Origin of the sequence: Paenibacillus alkalitolerans, from assembly GCF_016482785.1 — a bacterium.
In the GTDB taxonomy this organism is placed as follows: Bacteria; Bacillota; Bacilli; order Paenibacillales; family YIM-B00363; genus Paenibacillus_AE; species Paenibacillus_AE alkalitolerans.
Window position 1 is genome coordinate 408,984 of record NZ_JAEMXM010000001.1, and the last position, 20,928, is coordinate 429,911.

Genomic DNA, 20,928 nt, shown 5'->3' on the forward strand with positions numbered 1-20,928 from the left:
TTTATCCTTTTAGACCGCTGGTGCTGATTCCTTCCACAATATACTTTTGGAACGAAAAGAAAATAATGATGACCGGAAGCAAGCTGAGCACCGACATCGCAAACAAATTACCCCAATCCGTGACCGATTCCGGATCGGAAAACATTTTCAAAGCAAGCGCCAATGTATACTTAGAAGGTTTGCTCAAATAAATAAGCGGACCCATAAAGTCGTCCCAGCGCCAATAGAAAGAGAAAATGGCGGAGGTCATCATCGCAGGAACGACAAGCGGAACGATGATCCGGTAAAAAATAGAGAAACGGTTGCAACCGTCGATTCTTGCGGCTTCATCCATTTCATAGGGAATCGTGCGAATGAACTGCATGATCAGAAAGACGAAGAACGGAACCCCGAAGAACGTCGGCAGAATCAACGGCCAATACGTATTGATCCAACCAAACCAGTTGAACATGATATATTGAGGGATCATGATGACTTCAAACGGAAGCATCATTGTAAGCAGCATGCAAACGAACCATACATTTCTCCACGCAAATTTGATTCTTGTGAATCCATAAGCGATGAAGGTGGAAGAAACGACGCTGCCGATCGTGGAAGCGAGAACAACAATGAACGTATTTGTAAAAAAGGTGGTAAACGTAATGCCTCCGAACCCCTTCCAGCCGTTAATATAATTCTCGAAATGCCATCCTTTAGGATATATCGAATGCGCGCTGACAAAAACCTGCGATCCTTCTTTTAAAGAGCTTGCGAACAGCCATATCAACGGATAGAGCATGAATGCGGTCAGCAGAACCAAGATCAATTGCCGGATCATCGCTTCTCTGTTGGAATTCAGAGCCATTACCTGTCACCTCCGGATTCATAATGCACCCAATGCTTCGAGCTCCTGAAGACGAAAGCGGTGAATATCCCGATAATCAAGAGCAGAACCCAGGCCATTGCGGATGCGTAGCCCATCTCGAAGAACATAAATCCGCGCTGGTATAAGTAGAGGGCATATAGCAACGTGCTGTTCAGCGGTCCGCCTTGAGTGATGATAAAGCTAGGCGTAAATGACAAGAAGCCGCTGATCATTTGCATAATGACGTTAAAGAGGATGATCGGCGTCAGCAGCGGTATCGTAATCCGCGAGAAGCGGTACCAAGCATTGGCGCCGTCCACACTGGCCGCTTCATAATAAGACATCGGAATGTTCTTTAATCCCGCGAGAAAAATAAGCATTGATGAACCGAACTGCCAGCCGAACAAAAGTATTAATGTCCAAATCGCCGTATCCGGATTTCCAAGCCAAGAGGTTGTCGGCAAACCCAAGGCTTCCAAAATCCCGTTGATCGCCCCATTATTGCCGAACAATTGCCTCCACATGACGGCAACAGCCACACTGCCGCCGATAATGGACGGCAAGTACAAAGCCGTGCGGTAAAATCCCGATCCCCGGATTGTTTTCACCAGCAGCAGCGCTACGGCTAAGGCGAAGACAAGGCGGAACGGGACAGCCGTAAACGCGTATAAAAAAGTCACCTTCAATGATTGCCAAAATTTGTCGTCTTCGGTGAACATCCGTACATAATTGTCCAGGCCGATCCACCTTGGCGAACCCAAAAGATCGAATTTCGTAAACGACAAATACAAAGACATTCCGATCGGAAATATGGTCAGCCAGAAAAATCCGACCAGAAACGGCGAAATAAACAAATAACCCGATAAATTAGCATGGTCCCGCTTTTTCTTCAGTTTGCCTATCATCGTCATCCACCACTTCCATCTAGGAAATATCAATCGGAACAATGGAAAACCGGTCCCGATCATTTGAAATCAACAATCAGGACCGGTCTAACAGTTCTATCCAGCGGTTATTTTCTGCTTAAGATTTCTTCCGCTTTCTTTCTGAACTCCTTTGCCGCCTCCTGAGGGGTCAATTGTTCGTATAACACCTTTTCATCCGTTTCCGTAAGCACCTTTAACACTTCCGCAGCCGTTGCCGGATGATTGCCGTCGATCGGACTGCTGTTCTCGGTCAACAGTTTAATGTAGTCGAACGTTTTCGCCGTGCTTTCGTCAACCGTTGACTTGAGCGCATCCGCAACGACAGAGCTTACAGGCACCCCTCGGTCGGCGTTCAAGATTTTGTTCGCTTCTACGTTATTGACGAAGAAGCTGATGAATTTCGCCGCTTCTTCTTTATTCTCCGAGCTCTCCGGAATGGAGAAGAACATGCTTGGCTTCAAATACATGCCCTTGGTTTCGTTCGGCCCCGGCATCGGCGCGATATCCAGCGGTCTTTGCGCCGCTTTGGCATGGGCACCAATGCCGTTCGACCATGTGAACGTCAATCCCAATTTGCCAAGGACGATCATCGAATTTTCCGTGGAATCGTGCTGGGCTTTTACGTCAAGCTTAGGAGCAAGTCCTTCTTTAACCCATTTTTGGTGCATCGTGAAATAATCTTCCAGGATCTTGTCGTCCGTATAACCCAGTCCGGTTCCGTCGTCGTTAAAGTAGCGGCCTCCGTGCTCACGAAGCCAAATTTCTACTACACGGTGCGTTTCCAGCGTATCTACGCCGTATTCCGCAACCGTCTTCAGCTTTCTCGCCGCGTCTTCGACATCGCTCCAAGTCCATCCAAGCTTAGGCTTCTCAGCTCCGGCTTTTTCGAACAAAGCCGGATCGTACATCGCCATATAAGCATTGGTTCCAAGGGACAAACCGACGATTTTTCCGTTCAATGTGCCGGAATCAAGGATACTCTGAGAAATGTTCGTCGTATCGATCAGACCGCTTTCAATGAACGGAGTCAAATCGGCGAGCAGCCCTTTCTCGGTATATTGGGTCAAGTATTCCCCGAAGTTTTGGTTCATTACGTCGGGCAAATTTTTACCGGCGGCTTGGGCGGCCATTTTCTCCCAATATCCGTCGTAGCTGGAGAACTCCGGTTGAATTTTCACGTGCGGGTTTTGTTCTTCATACATCTCGATGACTTTCAGCGTGGCGTCATGACGCGATTGTCCGCCCCACCATGCAACCCTTAACGTGATCGGCTTTTCATCGCCTCCGGGACTTGCGGCTTCGCCCGCGCTTCCGCCGCTGCCGGCGTTCCCGCCGCTACCGGTGTTCCCGCCGCTTTCGGATGATGCTCCGCCGCACGCAGCCATGGCAAATGTGAGCAAGGCAGCCATCATCAACGTTGCGATCTTTTTAAACTTCGTCAAATGATTTTCCTCCTTTTTTACTTGCGACTCGAAATATTAATCTATCGATTGCAAATCCATTGTATTGAAAGCGCATTCAAAAATAAATTCAAATAACCGTCTTGTTGGTCGAAAAAACCGTTATTTCACAACATCAGATTTTTATAGTCCGATACAGAATATCCGGTCGTCTTTTTAAACACTTGGCTGAAATACTTGGGATTATTTCCGAATCCTACTCTTTCTGCAATTTCTATGATCCTGACGTCTTCCATTTGATGAATCAATTCCTTCGCCTTGGCGATTCGCACGCCTATCAAAAAAATTGTAAACCGTTCGCCGGTTTCTTTCTTAAATACTTTGCTTAAATAATCCGCGCTCATGAACATCATTTCATTGGCCAATTTATTTAACGAGAAAGATTCATCCTCAATATTTTCCTCCACAAATTCGATCATTTTTTTCACGATGCGGCTTTGTTTATTCGAGTGCGCCTCGTAAGTATCCTCGGCAACTTCTCTAGCGGATTGAACAATAAACTCCTCGATATGATCCAGCGTTGTCATGCTTTCCAATTCGGCGACTTTCTTCAAGTATCGCTCCATGTTTTGCCTGCCCGCTTCTCTGACGATGATCATAAACAGTTCCAACGTATACGATTTGACCAGACCGATATCGAATTTTTCCCTTTTTAGCCGAGCGAAGAACCTTGCAATATACTCTTGCGATTTATCGATAGATCCGCCTCGCAAGGAGATAGCCAATTCTTCATGATCAAACTGAACGTCTTCCGGGTGCTCTCCGGGCGTCCGGATGTCCTGATGGTCTATGATGCTTCCTTCGCCGAGATAGAACCGGTGCGTCAAACATTCGAGCGTCTGCTTGTACAGCTTCCTCAAATTGCTGATTTTTCCAGAATCGCTGACAGCAATGGTAACTTCCAAACCATAATAATTTTTGTATACTTTTTTAATCTGTTTCAATTGATGTGACAGGTTGTCCATCCGCGGATTCTCGATGAGAATAACAACCCTTTCACCGATCGTCGTGCTGAGGAGCACTTTGTTATGTTCTCCGGCCAATTCCGCAGATATGTTTTTCAACGCGAAAATATGCTCAACATCATACGCTCCTTCGATCTCGAACAACAAAAGCTTGACAAGCTCTTCTGAAATCTGAAGATTCAACAGTTGACTGTAGTAATCCCATTCTTTCTTTCCGTATGTCTTATTCGTAAGGCATTCCTTTAAAAATTGTTCTTTCACTTTGGGCATGACTTTCTCTAAATTATAACGCGTCTTTTGGATGAAGGATTCTTTTTTGCGGGTTTCCTCCATTTCTTCAATAACATTGCTCAATACCTCGGCAATCTTCCTCTCATTGCACGGTTTCAACAAATAATGCTTGACACCGAATTCCATCGCTTTCTTGGCAAATTCAAATTCCTCATATCCGGAGAGGATAATGAACCGAATTTCCGGGTACGCCGTTCGTACCGCTTGAATTAATTCCAATCCGTTCATTCCCGGCATTTTGATGTCGCTGATCACGATATCCGGCGGCTCATTCCGGATCATCTCCAATGCTTCTTCGCCGTCTAACGCCGTGCCGATTAACCGGGTTCCGATTTGTTCCCATTCAACGAGTGCCGAAACCCCTTGAAGTATGAATTTCTCATCATCGGCTAGCAATACCTTATACATGAACTTCACCTCCATGAAATTTGAGCAAAATGGTTACCGAAGTACCCTTTCCCGGTTCGCTGCTTATACGGATTCCATATTTTTCACCGAACATGAGCTTGATTCTATCATCTATATTTTTCAGCCCTATGCCGGTTTTCTTGGAAACCACTTTCCCCATTCTTAAATCTTCGAGCTTCTGAGCATCCATGCCGGGACCGTTATCGGACACGACAATTTCAATATGTTCGCCGACACGCTCCGCAACCACTTCGATCCGGCATACTCCTCTGACGGCCTCCAATCCGTGTTGTATGGCATTTTCCACAACAGGCTGTAAGGTAAGCTTCGGAATGAAACAAAGGTTGATTTCCTGATCCACGTTAAGGCGGAAGTCCAGCCGGTCATCAAAACGATTTTTTTGTATTGTTACGTAATCGTTCAATATATTTAATTCTTCGAGAATCGGAATGAGCGGTTCCTTCTTGCTGATTACGCTTCGCAGCATATTCCCGAGCGCTTCCACCGTTTCGGCGATTTGATGCTGCTTATTGATCTTGGCCATCCAATTGATCGTATCTAACGTATTGTATAGAAAATGGGGGTTTATTTGGGCTTGCAGCGCTTTGTATTCCGTTTCTTGAATGATCAGTTGTTTCTGATAGTTTTCTTTGAACAGTTCATTGATTTTTTCCAGCATGATGCGGAAATTTCGGTGAAGCTGACCTATTTCATCCATATTCGGAGTGCTTTGTAAAGTATCGGTATTTTCAAAATTCCCTCTCTGTACCTGTTTGATTTTCTCCGTCAAAGATACGAGCGGCTTGGTGATACTATGGGCGGCCATTCGGCTGATCGGAAGCACCAACAGAAACAAAACGATAAAAAACAAAATCATTTGAGTCCGAAGTTGTCCGGTCTGGCGAGAAATCACCTCATAAGGCAAAATATTGTAATAAGACAATCCATCATGGTGTTCTGACGTTAAATAGGAGATCAGATATTTCTTCCCATGAATCTCGCGAATTTCAAATCCATTCTTACCTTGGGAATTGATAAATTCTGTTTCATCGAGTTCCGGATTATTGGAAAACACAATTTGATCGTTTTGAGCGATTACAAACAGTTTATCTGCGGAAAGATCCAGAAACTGGTCAACGAGCGTTTCCATATCAATCCAGAACACCAAAACCCCGTAATGCGATAAATTCAAATTTTCCATGCCCCTGATTTGCCTTATGGAAATTAATTTTTGTGAATCTTCCCTCCCGGCGAGCCATACGTTAGAGCCTCCCGCTTCTTTAGCAATCCTTTCCAAATCCAGACCTTGATCTTGAATTCCAAACGTGACGGTAGTCAGGACTGTTCCCTGAGAATCCATAATTTGCAAGGAAGAAATATATTTTTCTTGCTCCATAAAATATAACATCCGGTTAAATAAATTTTCTCTTACTCTAAACAGCTCGTAAATTGTGTCATTTCCCCGGATAAAAGCAAGATAATCTTGAATACGGGCATCCGTGCTCATTTGAAAAGACCATTTTTCGATTTCCGACAATTCGCTGTCTATGGCGGATGAAGATAAATTCAATACTTCCGCCGCTTCCGTATAAATCCGGTGTTCGTAAATGCCGGCAAACACATGAAAAGCAGCCAAACTGGCGATACATACGACAAGCACAATGAGGCCGGTGATGCCGAAAAATTTTTCCCTTATTTTCAGATTTCCTAAAAAAGTTTTAATGCGCAACTCTCCCCTTTCCTAGTAGAATTTCTCCTTCGTTTTTAATTATTTTATATCGGATAAAAGAAGACGAAAAGGCGAACGTCTCCAGGTGTTCAACCGGAAACGGCCGCCTTCTTTCCAATACTATCTTATTCTTCTAACCTCTTGGGAATTAATCCTTTTATTTTTGACAATCGTGCGCAACTTGTTAATTATTGTACCCCGAAATAGAACGGCAATGCGCTCTGTGCAAACTTATTTGTCGCCCCACGCCGACAGCTCCATTTCAAAGTCGCTGCTGAAATCGCGGCTGATGGGCACGACACGGATATTGAACTTCGATAGCCACCATATGGAGTCCGTATTGTTTAAATACGACCCCTCGTATCGATACATACCATTTTCCAACACCTCAACGAAAGTAAGCTCGGACTTGCATATTCCGTTAAATCCCGGCCCGACCGCTTCTACCTTTACATCATTATGCCATATGGGACCTAATATAATATCCGCCTCAAATCGAATCATGGTGAGGCCGATCTTCGTGACCCTCGAAGATGAGACGTCCATCCGCCCGACTCGAACTTCATGCCAATTGTCTCGTATAAATCGTTTGTACGCGGCCACCCTGCCGGCGACCTCAAGGTCGTTGACGGCAAAGCAGCTTCCGCGTCTCATGATAGGAACATATAACTTATTCCAGTAGTCGTTTACCATTCGATGTGTATTGAATTTCGGAGCCAGCGTACAGATCGATTCCTTCATCATGGCAACCCATTCTGTTGGAACTCCATGTTCATCGCGCGAGTAGTAAGTTGTTGCGATCCTTTTCTCTAATAGTTCGTATAAAATTGTACTATCCGAGCAAGCGCGCTCCTCGCCGTTTCCTTCCGTTCCTCTTTCAATGGCCCAACCGTTGCGGCCGTTATACCCTTCGTTCCACCATCCGTCTAGTATGCTGCAGTTCAGAACTCCGTTTATAGCCGCCTTTTGCCCGCTTGTTCCGCTTGCTTCCATCGGTTTCACCGGGGTATTGAGCCATACGTCCACACCTTGTACCAAATGTTTCGCTTTTTCCATGTCATAGTTCTCTACAACGAAAATTCGTCCTTTGAAGCGCTCCGACTTCGACACTTCTACGATTTTCTTAATGAGTTCTTGCCCCGGCCGGTCGGATGGATGAGCTTTGCCGGCAAAAACAAAACATACGGGCCGCAAAAGATCGTTAACGATGCGATCCAAACGTTCCAAGTCTTCAAACAGTAAATATGCCCTCTTATACGTAGCGAATCGTCTAGCGAACCCGACAATTAACAAATTCCCGGCGGAGGAAGAGTCAAGTGGAAGTCCCAGCCTTTCGATCATGACGGCTTGGTTTCGCCGGTGCCTCTCCCACAACGTATGAGATGGAATCTCTCTTACCGGCATCCATGTTTTCGGATCCGATAAGTTCGTCTCCCATCGAAAACCAAGATAACGGTCGAACAGCTCCTTCATGCCCGGCGACAACCATGTGCCAATATGGATGCCGTTCGTGATCGAAGTAACCGGAATATCCTCCTGTGGAATATGAGGCATCCAACGATGAAGCAATTCCTTGGTTACTTCTTCGTGGAGCTTGCTTACCCCGTTTACTTTCGACGATACCGTTACCGCAAGGCGGGTCATATTAAAAACGTCGCCGATTCGACCCAATGCCAGCACCTTATCCCGGTCTGCTCCAAGCTGCCAATAAAAATCCCCGAAATAGCGATCCATCATCTCCAAGCTGAATACATCATGCCCTGCCGGAACCGGAGTGTGGGTAGTAAATAATGTACTCGCTTTCACTGCTTCCAGCGCCGTATCGAAAGCAACACCCTCGGCAGAATATTCTCGTATCCGTTCCAATGTCAAGAAAGCGGAATGTCCTTCGTTTAAATGCCATACCCCCGGTTGAATTCCTAGAGCGCGCAGCAATCTAACGCCGCCGATGCCAAGAATGATTTCCTGACGAATCCGCGTGTCTTGGTCGCCTGGGTAAAGGTGATCGGTCAAGCGACGGTCTTGCTCGTTATTTAGCTCCACATCCGAAGATAAGAGATACACCGTAACCCGCCCGACTTTCATGGACCAAGCGGTAAGGACGACTTTTCTATCGGCAATCGGGACTTCTATATATACTGGACGGCCCTCTTGATTTAGAACGGGTGCAACAGGAGATTTTGCCGTATCGATCTTAGGAAAGAGATGTTCCTGTACCCCGTGCTCGCGAATCCGTTGTTGGAAATAACCTTTGCTGTAAAAAATGCCGACCCCGATCAGAGGGAGATTCAGATCGTTCGCAGCCTTGATGTGATCACCTGCCAATACGCCAAGGCCGCCGGAATAGATCGGCATCGATTCGTCAATACCGAATTCCGCGGAAAAATAAGCCACACAGTCGGACATTACCTCACCCCAAGTTCCTTCTTTCGTTCATTACACCATATGCGCAGCCTCCTATATGTGCTTATGCCCACCGAAACCGTTTCCGGTTCATGAAAAAAAGCTTGGATTAACCAAGCTTTCATTGAGCGCATATTTTTGTCACCAGACATATTTAATTGTTCAAATCGTCGTACATGGAGCCATGAACGGTGACATTGATCTCGTCCAATGTCCGTACCCCTTTCAGCGTGCCGAGAGTACGGTAAGCATGCTGCTCCCGATCCAATGCGACGTCCGCTATCCATGCTCTTACGTAGTAAGTTCCGTTTGGCATGTTGGCATGAGTATAAACATTGAGGTTATCTTTGTTGATGACAATACTTACCCTCGTCGTTTCCGTGATTTTGTACATATGCTGCCCGCTTTTAACATATTCAACATAGCGATAATTGCTCTCGCTTTCCTGCGTGCGCGAGTCGCCGTAGCCCTCCATCGCCTTCTTCCAGGAGGGATGGGAGTCGCTGCCCTTTGCCTCTGAATGCTCCAACTCCTCCACTTTCTTGCTGTAACGGGACTCGTCGTCGGTTCGGTCGAGCACGATGAGCAGCACCTGCCCGTCAACGCCTTTATTGTTTTCGGCTGTCAGGATGCCTGTTTTGCGCTCGAAGCCTCCCCCGCTTGGCGAGAGCGGTTCGTTACGGATGTTGACGGCAGCCTTCTTGCTGTTGATATACATCAAATCCGTTTCGTACCGGAACGAATCGATCACTGCGTCGACAAGATCCTTGTGATCCTGAGTGTCCGCCGGAGTCGGCTTGAACGTGACCGTCTCAACAGTGAACGTGTACGTTCCCGCCGGATTGAAATAATACCCGGACTTGATCGGATAATCATACTTCTGCAGCTCGCGGTCGGTGGCGAATACGGCCCTGTCATACAACGGCTTTCGGTTCGAATTATCGCTCGCCGCGGTCCGGGATTGCTCGTAATCGCGGGCCATGGCCCGCTCTGCTTTCCATCCGACCACACCGGAAGCCTGCTCCGTAAACGTCCGACGATACTGTCCGTCCACCGGTGTCCATCCGTACTTGTTTCCGTTCTCATCCAGATGGTGCATCCAACGGATGACATAGAACGGGTACGGTTCATTTTGCCAGAATAACTTCTTGGTCTTCGATGCCAAGTCGTTCTGCTCGATTTCCTCTTTATATTTCATCTCAGGCAAATTTTCGCGTCCGTTATAAACGAATGTCTCGAACCATCTGAAGTCCGTACCGGAGTCGAACGGCGCTGTGACGGTTTCGGATTTTGTTCGCTTCTCGCAGTTTCCATTCGCGTCGCAGGAGGCGTTATAATCATACTCGTATGTTCTGCTTACCTCACCTGAATAGGAAACCGAACCGCTTTTAAGAATCGAATTGCCGGGGTCAGCCAAGTTGCTCCACTGGCGGCCGATCGGATCATCTCCAAAATCCTTTCGTTTAACGGTTGCATGGAAAATCGGGTTCCTCTCGATCGTTTCGCTGTCTTCATTCACCGGCGGATTGCCTGTGACTTTGTCATCCCGGAGCAGGCCCGGCGTATCGTTGGTCACGTCTAGTGCGCCTGTCGCATTGCCGGACCACCGGCCTTGCGGCAGATTGAGCTGGGCGGTGATCGGATTGCCGTTCATCAGCGGAAAATTCACTTTTCTGGAAAGCACATCGTAATCGAGCTTGATCGGCGTAATCAGCTTGATAGCCTTCGGCTGCGAATCCAAGCTGTTGTTGCCCATGTATTCCTCTTGCAAACTGCGGTCCTCGTTCACATCAAATCTAATCCGAACGTCACTGTCAGGCATGATGAAGCTCGCATATAGCACCGCTTCGCCGTTCGCGCCGATCGTCAACTCGCCGGACTTCTTATTTGAAGTACCATCGAAAGACGCCGTCAGCGGTGTCCCGTCGCTCGTTTCAATCCTCCAGCGGAAGCTGGGTTTTACGTCTTTCTTGAACGAAGACTTCACCCTGACCCCGACTCGCACGTGCTTTCCTGCTATCGCCCCTGAAGGCAGCAATTCGAACGACGCATCCAGATCGGCAACGAGAACAAATGGCGCAATCGGAATGTTCAGATAAGTTATCCCGCCGTAAACACTCCTGATATAAACGGTCCCAAGTCCCCAAGACCGCATCGTCGGCGGCTGAAGGATATGGACGTAATCAATCCAGTCGCCGCCATTTCTTGGCTTGGCATTGCGAGTATATACGGTGCGGTCCTTAAATTCCGAATTTTTATTCCCGTACATGAAATTGCTATACGTTTGGCCGCTGCCGAAAGCATAATTTAAACCGGTAATGATCGCGTTCTCGAGCGTACCGCCATTCTCGTCTTCGTAGAGGTCGAATGCACCTTTGCTGATTTTATAACTTTCCTTAACGTCGGCGTTTCCCCAGGGCGACCGGATCAAGTCGAAATCCTGAATCTTAATCCCGCTCCAACCGGCGTCCCATGGAAACTCCATATTGGGAAAAGACTCGCCAATTCTGCTATAGCCGGAGTATCTGAATAAACGGACTCCTTTATGGGTCAACTCCGTACCGTGGGGAGAACCGTAAACGATGTCCCCGTGTTTCGTGCCACCTTCCGTCCGCAGCATCACTTTGAACGAACCTTTTGCGGTGCTCTTGGGAAAGTAGTTCAATCTATGGTAGAGCTCCTCCATATCCTTATTGCTTTGTTCACGTATGGCATTCGCATCCTCATCGCCGGCAGTGACGGCCGATTGGACGAAGGAAGCAGGAAAAAGACCGTATAGGAGCAGGAAGGCGATTGTAAGAGCGGCGTATTTCCTCATGAGTTCACCTACTTCTTATAGATCGATACGTCTATCCCCTCATACGGCGCCGAAATGACATAGATCTTATAGTTATCGTCTTCGTATATTTTCAATTCCAGCCGTTTATCGATCGTGTCAGGTGTTTTGGTCCGGACATATTTCATCGCATCATCGACCGTATCGCTATCAATCTGTGAACGAAGGATGGCGTCCACTTCTTTAACTTGCATTTCATAATCGGCGCCGATCTTATCGAGTTCAATGAGCAGCATCAGAAGCGCGGATTCCTTGTCATCCGGATCGTGACCTTTCTCGATATTCAGCTCGGAACCGGTATTATGATAGACGGTAAAGCCGTAAATATCTTCCTTGTCGCCTTGCTCGTCTTTGATCCCCGACGTGTCGATATAAACCGTGTTGATTTTCTTATCCCAATTGACGGTCGCTCCAAGCGCTTCGCTGACGAAGCGGATGGGTACGTATGTCCTCTTATTCTTTAGTAAGGCGGCCGTGTCCATCTTACGGATTTCCCCGTTCAAGGTGTACGAGGTTTTGCCGGTGACAAGCGATAAGGTTTTGGACACAATCTCAATGGTGACGGTTTTCGACTTGTTGTTCCAGCCCACTTTGGCGCCGAGCGCTTCGCTCACGAAGCGAAGCGGCACCTGCGCCCTTCCGTTATTGTCGATGAACGGCGCGGCGTCCCTCACATCGATACGATCGCCGTTAACGACGATCCGCAGCGGCAAGTTCGCAGCAAGAGACAATGCGGGCAGCGACGAAAGGACAATAAAGAGCGCGGCAAGGAAAGCTGCTGTTTTCTTCATGATTATCCCCCTTCCAGTCACATGCTCGTATTTGACAGCGAATAATGCTGCTTGAGGTCCAAGAGATAGGCTACATATGCGCCGAGCAGCGCCGCTTCTTCAATGACGCCGTTCGATGCCAGCATAACCTTCAGCAGAACCTGCTCGAAGCTTTCGGCGATCAAGGCGTCCTGAATCAGCGGTCTCCGGTTCAACAGCGCGACGTCGACAACGCCGAACAGCCACTCCATGTAACCTGGCGCCATGGAGAAAAGAGGCTGTGCTATGTACAAGGACTGTCCGGGCTGTAAGCCGCTTGACGGATCCCCCTCAAGTTCTTGCTCATGCTGCGCAAGATATCCCGCATACGACCGTTCCGCCGTACGAATGCGCGCGATGATCCCGTCGTTGCCGCCGGCGGCCGCCGCCTGCGCTTCGAGAAAGCAGAACGCGCCTACAATATCGGCCGCCGCCTGCCGCCCCCAGCGACGCAGATGCGTCATTGCCGCCTCCGTCGCTTCCTCCAGTGTCTTGACCTTATCGAGATCTTCACTAAGTTGATTGACGATCGTTTCGGTGTTGAGCCAGTCCCTTGCATATGACTGCGCATAGCTGGGGAACCCGATCCACTTGTTTTGGAACAAAAAAGACAACTCTTTGGACGCATCCGGCTTGAGCCGCGAAGAACCGTCCTCCGCCGTTTCCAGCAATTGTTCCGAATAGGCTTCGATCTTCATCGGATCCTGCAAATCTTCCATACCTAGCATTTGCAAAGTGATAGACATCCGGTAAACACTCCCATCCAATTATTTTTTAATAGTACGGCCGTTCCTCCTCCGAACGGGCCGCGTGTCCGGCTCCCAATTCGGGTCTTCCGCCTTGATCCAACCGGAATAAACGACCAGCAGGATATAAATCGATACGGGTACGAATACCAGGGTTATAAAAAACGGGAGCATATCTGGAAAATGATCGGAGAAGAGCTGACTAAGCCCGTAACCGATCGAGCCCGCGACACCGCCGCCGATCAGCCCTGCCGCAAAGATGATTTTTCCGGCTCGCGTTCTGGGGTAGAGCACTTCTTGAAAAATGGTTCGCCTGTACCGGTAACCGATGTAAGCGACAATTACGTTTAAAAGAAGGAGACCGACGGCAAGCACCGGTCCGGCGCCCCACGATCGCCATACGATGCCCAGAAGACACGCAACGAGCAGATTCATTTCCGAGATGAAGAAGAGAACTCTGCGTTTCGGAGACCGTTCGATCGCTCTTGTCAGCTTCAAGACAAGGACAAGCAGCACGTTCAACAGAACGACTGTGAATACAACCGTGCCGATGCCCGGCGACCAGTCCGGAATGACGGCCATAAGCAAGGCGAATAAGGCAGGTGCGAACAATGCAAAGAAATAGATCGCATTGTAATTGGTTGCCGCGGGCCCGCTTTTCGTCATGAAGGCACCTCCCTCTAAAATAGCGACTTGATTCCGCCGATGACACTGCTCGCCGCTTTGCCGACCGCTTCAATGCCTTTGTTCACTTTGTCTTTCGCCCAATCCGTAGCCGCTTTACCCGCTTTCGTGTTTAAAGCGAGGCCGATCCCGACGCCGGCAACGAATCCGACAGCCGTTCCGAGTCCCGGGACCACCGATCCGAACGCTGCTCCGGCCGCAGCCGCGGCGCCCATCCCGATCGCGGTGCTTGCGGCCGTCGTTCCTACCATGACTCCCGTTTCTACGATGAGATCCGACGCAAATTCGGTGCTGGCAAGTCCGTTATCCTTATGCTTGCCCCAGCCGTAATCGTAGACGCTGACTCCCATCGTGGCCGCAGCTCCCAGGATACCCCCGCCTTTCAGCGAGTTTTTCCATGCCTTGGAGTTCATAATGTTATAGTTGCTGCTCAATTTGCTCACTACGCCGGTCTTCATATCCAGGTATTTGGCAACCTTGGAATTATCCAGCCTGTACCTTGTGCCGGTAAGCCCTTCTCTTGTGCGCCAAGCCGCGTATCTTTTATCCCAGAATCCGGTCGCGCTCCTCGCTCCGTAGACGTGAACGTAATTTCCGTTCACTTTGAACTTATAGCCCTTATACCAGGAATATAAGCCGATCCCGACATCTTGATAAAGATCCCACGCCCGCTTGTACCAATCTCTGATGATCGATTTTCCGTAATCTCTAGCCATCTGCGACCGCTGCTCCGCCAACAAATATTCCTCGCCGGCATCGATCAATGCGGTTGCCTTGCCGCCAAGCTTCTCGCCGATCGCCACGCCAAGCGAGACGATCTCGGACAGCAGCTTCTCGACGGAAGCCGCCTTGGCTCGTACATGGGATTCGTGATAGCTGCTCTCCGTACTCCGGACGAGACTGCTGACATCCTTGTAAACTCCCGAAACGGCCTTCTCCAGCGGAGTATTCAACTTCTGCATCCCTTCGGCCAGTCCCAGCACTTTGTTCGGGTCGACTTTGATGACTGTCATGGGTTCACTTCCTTTCCCTGCATGAATCTATTTTCGAACGGACCTGTCGTCAGGCTCCGATTTTTTTTTGGGTCAAGATGTGGGAAAGCGCGGCAATGCGCGAAGCGCGCTATGCCGCGCCGATGATTGCATTATCTGCGTCGAAGCTGATTGGCAATGTCTCTTTCATGCTGTTCCTTGATATCGGCAATTTTGTTCAACTGAATGCTGATGTTGTCTACGCATTCGACCATCTTGTCAAAGTTGGGCTTGAGCAGCTCGAACTCGTCTACGAACGCCTTCGCGGAATCGCCTTGCCACCAGCCTTCGACGGCCTTAATTTCGCGGTGAAGCTGATTCACGAGGTCTTTTGCATTGTGGCCTTTGTTCTTGATCGAGTTTGCGACGCCTCTAGCCTGATCGGGACTGAACGCTTGATTTACCATAAGTTTCACCTCCTTTCAAGCTGCGCATGGAATGACGTTAAGGCACCCGCTGCTTATTGGCCTGGCGCCTCCGTTCTTCCTCCGCCTTGCGCCGCCTTTCGTCGTCGGCGGCCTGCACTTCTCCCGCGAGTCCGCTAAGCTGGGTTGACAGGCTGTCCAGCTTGGATGAGAGCTTGCTGATATCGGCATCGATCTCGGCATAGGACTGCCGGGTCGCATTGCCCGCATCGCCCTTCCACCAGTCGGATGAGCCGTTCATTTCCTTCAAATACTTGCCCGCTTCGCGGCGGATATCGCCTGCGGCGGTGCTTACGGCCGTAGCTTTGCTTCGAATCTCTGCCGGTGTAGGCATGATTTACTCCTCCTTTCTTACCGCAAGATGAATTAGATCCCTAATGAAACAACTTCCTTATCCGGAATGGCGGCGGCATGAACCGCAGTCTTTAAGGACTGGAATTTGTTCTTAAAGATGAAATATCCTTCACCCGGTCCCATTTCCTTCTCCTGGACGCCATACGGCAGCCTTGCGTTGAACAGGTTCTGCTCTTTCAGGCTACCGAGCAGCACGCCCGTTTGCTCTTCGCGGATCGCCTTGCCCAGCCCGTCCCAATTGCCGGCGAGCTCTGATGTATTATCCGCCGCAATGACGGCGACCTTCATCCCCCGCTCCTGCTTAACGATTCTCTCAAGCAGCTCCTTGAGCGAATACAGATCACCGTTCGTGAATTCGCTAAGCCGGTCGATGACGAATACGATCTGCTTCCAGGAGCGTACCAGTTGAACGGCATCGCCGCCCGTTCGCCTTGCCGCCTGCAGTTGGGCGCGGCGCGTCAGCAGCTCCGACTTGACGCCTTCGATCAGTGCCGTCATATCTTTGACTTGCGACAGATCCGTTACGTTCGGCAGGCGGAACATCGGTTCGATGCCCATGCCGGACGAATCGATCGCATAGATGTCGATCCCGTCGGGTCCGTATTTCTCGCTCAAGGCGAGCATCCAAGAAACTAGGAGCGTGCTCTTGCCCGACATGGCATCGCCGGCCACCATCAGCACCGGTGTTGCTGCGACATCTATGTATACGGGCTGCAAGTCGCCTTCGCCGAGCCCGATCGCCAGCTGCGCTGTGCCGTCGTTAATCGCGGCGATGTCGATTTTGGCCGGCATCACCGGAACTTCCCGCGCCCGTTCCGTACGACCGACCTGCGCCAGCCTGTCGAACCGGTCGATCAGCTGCTCTGTCGTCCGGTCACGGAATTCCGGCAGCGCCGTCTGGAATTCCAGAGGCGGCGTGCCTCTCGCCAGCGCGCGCCCTGGGGTTGCCGCGGGCGCCAGCCCTTCCGTCCGGCCGACAATAGTGTCGTATTCGTTCTTCTCCGTAAGCTGCAGGCTGACCGCCATCTTGAAGTTGACCGAAAATTTGTAGCGGACGAGCGAAGCGTTGCTAGCCGTCGCCACCATATAAATACCATATTTAAACCCTTCCCGGGCCAGAACGACCATCTTATCGTCGATGTTCTCGTACGTTTCCGACAGGGCGAAATAATTGTCAACGATGACGACGATCGCCGGCAGCTCTCCCGCTCTGCTCCGGTAATCCGTAAAGCTGTCGCTGCCCGCGTCCTCGAACAGCTTCTTTCGTTCCTCCATAACCCGAAACACAAACAGCACGAATTGGTTGATCCTCGTCTCCTGCTCCAGCGTCATGACTCCGCCGCAATGAGGCAGCCGCTCGAACGGCTTAAACGAAGAGCCGCCGAAATCCATGACATAGACGTTCACTTCCGAGGGGGAATAGACATGAGCCAACGACAAGCAAAGCGTCTTGAGCAGCACGGTCTTGCCGGTTCCCGGCGCCCCGTAGACGAACAGATTGCCTTCCTTGGCGAAATCAAGGAACAGAGGCTCCTGCCGCTGCCCGCGCGGATCGTCAAGCAATCCGACAGGCACGCCGCATATGGCCGTTCGGACCGGCCATACGCCGTTCTCTTCATTAAAGCCCTCGCCCGGTCCGAACAGTTCATCCAAGCGAACCGTGTCGGGAAGCGGCGGCAGCCACGGTCCTGAGAGCGGTACGATACCCGCCATCGCGCAGGATGACGCAATATGCTCCGCCATCACCTTCAGCTGGCTGGGCAGCTCGTGCTTCGCAATCTTCTCTTCTTCAAGCGGGTAGATCTGCTCGGACTTGCCGTTCATCCGGATTTCGTAAATCCGTTTGGTCCGGTTCTCACTGCGCTGCATTTCTTGCTCCGGATCGTAATCCGCGCCGGAATACGCCGATTGGAACAATTCGAAAATCTCGTCATTGCCCACCTGAATGTAGGCGCGTCCGGGTTCCTTGATCCTGGCGGCGTCCGGCCGCTTGATGACGTCCCTGCTGTCCGATTCATCCTGCACCTTCAGGCAAATCTTAAATTTGGAATTGCTCCAGATCTGGTCGTCCACTACCCCGGCAGGCTTCTGCGTCGCCAAGATCAGATGGACGCCGAGGCTTCGCCCGACCCTCGCCGCGCTGATCAGCTCTTTCATGAAATCGGGTTGATCCTGCTTCAGCTCCGCGAACTCGTCCGCGATCATCACAAGATGCGGAACGGCCGGCATGCCGTTCTTATCTTCTCTGCTATAGTAGAGCTTCTGGTATTTGTCGATGTTGTTGACCCCGTATTCCGAGAAGATCCGCTGCCTGCGCTGAAGCTCGCTCTTGATCGAGAGCAGCGCCCGCGTCGTTTGGTTGCCGCCAAGGTTTGTGATCGTCCCTACAAGATGAGGCATACCTTTGAAAACATCCGCCATGCCCCCGCCCTTGTAGTCGATGAGGACGAACACCACATCGTGCGGGTGATAATGGACGGCGATCGATATGATAAGGGTCTGAAGCAGCTCGCTCTTTCCCGATCCCGTCGTCCCGGCCACCAAACCGTGGGGGCCGTGTCCCGTCTCATGCAGGTCCAGGTTGAACAGGGCACCGCCGGCCTTGGCCCCGATCGGCACGCTGATTCCTCTGAACGTCCGGTTCCGGCTCCATCTGGTGTGCAGGTCCACATCTTCCGCCGTGACCGCTCCGAGCATCTCCAGAAGTGTGATGGAGTCCGGCAGCGCAAAACTGGCGCCGGTCTGGCGGATTCGCAGAGGCGCCAGCCTTCGCATCGCTTGTTCGACTCCCGTGAAATCCAGCTGATCGGGGATGAAAATCGACTTCTGCCCGGATTCCCTGTCGGCCAGTTCGCCGGTTTTTCCCTGCAGCGTAATGACTGTCCGGCAGTTCATCGGCAAATAAGCCTGATTGCTTGCCGTGAAGACGGCGGATACGCCAAGCGTGCCGCTCGGATAATACAGGTATTTGTTCACAGGCTCGTTGTCAAGCAGCGATGCATCTTCCACGATGAAGACATAATGCGGGAGCGCGCCGCCGCCGACCGCTCTCGATTCCCGGTCTTTCAGCACCTCGTACAGCTCTCCCAGTACGGGATGGGCCATAGTTCGGCCGCACAGCAGGTACCGGGTTTCAAAATCGTCATCCCACACATGCGGTAAAAATTTCAGCCAGCTCCAAGCGTCCGCGTTCCCGTCGGCGGCCAGCACGACCACCCGCACATCGTCATATCCGTGGTGGGTGACGAGCTGAAGCAGCAGCAGCCGGATGAGCGCAACCGTCTTGTCCTTCTCTCCGGCGACGCCGCAAATCTCGGTGGCCGGGAGATTTAGGGCGACAGGAACGTCCTGAACGCGTTCGAATTCGAGCGCCATCCGCTGCGGCTCCATCTGCAGCGGGTCGCTCTCGATGATGACCGCCTGCGGATTGTGTTTGATTTTTACGGCCAAAGGCACGCTTCCCAGACCGACCCGTAGAGACAGGAAATCCGGGTAAGACGATGTGCGTTCCCAGAGCTTGTTGTCGAGCTGCGCAATGCGCCTAAGGCATACCGCCGGCTCCGGATTCATATCGTTCATAGCCTTGATTTGCTTTTCCCTGGCCAAAGACAGTTCGCTGCGCCGATCGGCAATAAACTGAAGGTACTTGCTCTCGCGTTCCTTCTTTTGACGCCGAAATTTGCGGATTTGCGCCGTTGCCCCGGCGAGCGAGGTGAGGAGCGTAACCACCGTCGTGGTGATGGAAATCATCAGGAACAACGATTGCGCGGCAAGCGCCATCAGAAACGTGATGACCAGCATCACCGCAGGCGGGGCAAGCAAGGTAAACCACGATATTTCCGGCTTCTCATGGACAAAGGGCGGATCCGGTACGGCCACTTCTCCGGACGGCATTTCCGGTATAAATCTGGGCTGCCGGCTGAATTGATACGGGTCGTTCATTATACCCCTCCTCGCCGCTGCGTCACGACTTTCAACGGCTGTCCGCCGTGCAAAGACATCGTGTACCAATCATTCCGTCCGTAGAAGTATAACTCGTCGCCAATCACATGCAGGTAGTCGGCGCGTTCCCCGCAAATTCGGATATTGCGCCCTTGCTCCGGGTCCACCCGATAGACGGTCCGGCCGTTTCTCCGGTTCGCGCAGTACAGGTAGCGGCCGTCCGTATTCAGTCCGGCCGGCGCCAACTCGTCCAACCGGACAATATCTCCGCAGGCCGGGTCAAGAATCGTCAGCGCATAATTCCTCTCCCGATCCGCATAGGCCAGTTTATCTCCGAACAAAATCATATGAGCCGCCGCACATTCGGCGATTCGCACCGCTTTTCCGCCGCCGCTGCCGCACGTCCAAATCCCTTTGTCCGTCGCAAAGAACACATTGCCGCCCGCTGCGGCGAAACAGACGGCCCGCTCGTCGGCAAGCCGGACGTTGCCCGATCCGTCCGTCCGGCACCGGTACAGCATTCCGTCACGCTCATCGATATAGATCAGCCAACCTCCGCTGTAAGCAATTCCGTAACACGGCGCATCGAGTATCGTTTCAGCGGTCAGCGTGCCGGCATCGAGCTTGACCAGGGCGCCGCCGCGCTGCCGGTCGCTGCAGTAGATGTCTACTCCGTGCGCGTTCATAAACCAAAACGAACCACTCGCCCTGTAAGCGGATCCCGTTGACGCATCAAGCATGAACGTACCGACATCGCCTCGCGCGTCACTTATAAACAACTTTCCCTGCGTCTTAAGTATAAGTCCGCCGTTCGCCGAATTGCCGTCCATGGTCCGTCCTCCTCATATGAGCGTGAGCAGCGCGCCGTGCGCCACGCCCTCATCCGCCAGTGTCCGGTCATGAGCCAATATGCGGCCGAGCGGTTCCGCCTGCAGCCGGTTCTCCGGTGTAAACGAAACGCCGAGCGCCTCCGACAACATACTGATTAATTCTCCGGGAGTAACGAACAAAGGTATTTTCAGATCCACGTTCAAATTGTTGTCCGCCTCAAACGTCACCATCACATAGTCCATGG

16 protein-coding genes are annotated in these 20,928 nt (G+C 51.0%); all 16 read right to left on the reverse strand.

The features are described from left to right. Nucleotide 1 precedes the first annotated feature (1 nt). A complete protein-coding gene (locus JET16_RS01845) occupies nucleotides 2-844 on the reverse strand; it encodes a carbohydrate ABC transporter permease (protein WP_199613889.1) in 843 nt (280 codons plus the stop codon). After that, nucleotides 844-1,749, reverse strand: a complete 906-nt coding sequence (locus JET16_RS01850; RefSeq protein WP_199613890.1) for a carbohydrate ABC transporter permease — start codon at nucleotides 1,747-1,749, stop codon at nucleotides 844-846. Before JET16_RS01850 ends, JET16_RS01845 begins: the two co-directional genes overlap by 1 nt. A gap of 107 nt (nucleotides 1,750-1,856) precedes the next feature. Next, nucleotides 1,857-3,212, reverse strand: a complete 1,356-nt coding sequence (locus tag JET16_RS01855; protein ID WP_199613891.1) for an ABC transporter substrate-binding protein — start codon at nucleotides 3,210-3,212, stop codon at nucleotides 1,857-1,859. A 125-nt stretch (nucleotides 3,213-3,337) separates the two neighbouring features. Beyond that, nucleotides 3,338-4,894 (reverse strand): response regulator, encoded by a 1,557-nt coding sequence (locus tag JET16_RS01860; protein WP_199613892.1) that lies wholly within the window; start codon nucleotides 4,892-4,894, stop codon nucleotides 3,338-3,340. Then, nucleotides 4,887-6,623 (reverse strand): cache domain-containing sensor histidine kinase, encoded by a 1,737-nt coding sequence (locus tag JET16_RS01865; RefSeq protein ID WP_199613893.1) that lies wholly within the window; start codon nucleotides 6,621-6,623, stop codon nucleotides 4,887-4,889. The genes JET16_RS01860 and JET16_RS01865 overlap by 8 nt, the downstream gene beginning before the upstream one ends. A gap of 231 nt (nucleotides 6,624-6,854) precedes the next feature. Continuing rightward, the gene (gene glgP, locus JET16_RS01870; RefSeq protein WP_199613894.1) at nucleotides 6,855-9,029 is read right to left on the reverse strand and encodes an alpha-glucan family phosphorylase; all 2,175 of its coding nucleotides are present in this window, start codon (nucleotides 9,027-9,029) and stop codon (nucleotides 6,855-6,857) included. A 151-nt stretch (nucleotides 9,030-9,180) separates the two neighbouring features. After that, nucleotides 9,181-11,844 carry an Athe_2463 domain-containing protein gene (locus JET16_RS01875; RefSeq protein WP_199613895.1) on the reverse strand — a complete coding sequence of 888 codons (2,664 nt, stop codon included), beginning with the start codon at nucleotides 11,842-11,844 and terminating at the stop codon, nucleotides 9,181-9,183. A gap of 8 nt (nucleotides 11,845-11,852) precedes the next feature. Further along, nucleotides 11,853-12,653, reverse strand: a complete 801-nt coding sequence (locus tag JET16_RS01880) for a copper amine oxidase N-terminal domain-containing protein (protein WP_199613896.1) — start codon at nucleotides 12,651-12,653, stop codon at nucleotides 11,853-11,855. Nucleotides 12,654-12,670: 17 nt separating this feature from the next. After that, nucleotides 12,671-13,417, reverse strand: coding sequence for a hypothetical protein (locus tag JET16_RS01885; RefSeq protein ID WP_199613897.1), 747 nt, complete (start codon nucleotides 13,415-13,417; stop codon nucleotides 12,671-12,673). Between the two features lie 21 nt (nucleotides 13,418-13,438). Continuing rightward, on the reverse strand, nucleotides 13,439-14,083 hold the full coding sequence (locus tag JET16_RS01890) for a hypothetical protein (RefSeq protein WP_199613898.1): 645 nt from the start codon (nucleotides 14,081-14,083) through the stop codon (nucleotides 13,439-13,441). 14 nt (nucleotides 14,084-14,097) lie between these two features. Continuing rightward, the gene (locus tag JET16_RS01895) at nucleotides 14,098-15,114 is read right to left on the reverse strand and encodes a hypothetical protein (RefSeq protein WP_199613899.1); all 1,017 of its coding nucleotides are present in this window, start codon (nucleotides 15,112-15,114) and stop codon (nucleotides 14,098-14,100) included. Between the two features lie 131 nt (nucleotides 15,115-15,245). Then, entirely contained in the window at nucleotides 15,246-15,539 is a 294-nt protein-coding gene (locus JET16_RS01900; RefSeq protein WP_199613900.1) for a WXG100 family type VII secretion target, read from the reverse strand. 37 nt (nucleotides 15,540-15,576) lie between these two features. After that, nucleotides 15,577-15,891, reverse strand: a complete 315-nt coding sequence (locus tag JET16_RS01905) for a WXG100 family type VII secretion target (protein WP_199613901.1) — start codon at nucleotides 15,889-15,891, stop codon at nucleotides 15,577-15,579. Nucleotides 15,892-15,923: 32 nt separating this feature from the next. Further along, the gene (gene essC / locus JET16_RS01910) at nucleotides 15,924-19,853 is read right to left on the reverse strand and encodes a type VII secretion protein EssC (protein WP_199613902.1); all 3,930 of its coding nucleotides are present in this window, start codon (nucleotides 19,851-19,853) and stop codon (nucleotides 15,924-15,926) included. Further along, the gene (locus JET16_RS01915; RefSeq protein ID WP_199613903.1) at nucleotides 19,853-20,683 is read right to left on the reverse strand and encodes a DUF5050 domain-containing protein; all 831 of its coding nucleotides are present in this window, start codon (nucleotides 20,681-20,683) and stop codon (nucleotides 19,853-19,855) included. The genes essC and JET16_RS01915 overlap by 1 nt, the downstream gene beginning before the upstream one ends. A 12-nt stretch (nucleotides 20,684-20,695) precedes the next feature. Continuing rightward, nucleotides 20,696-20,926, reverse strand: coding sequence for an EsaB/YukD family protein (locus JET16_RS01920; protein WP_199613904.1), 231 nt, complete (start codon nucleotides 20,924-20,926; stop codon nucleotides 20,696-20,698). Between the last annotated feature and the right edge of the window lie 2 nt (nucleotides 20,927-20,928).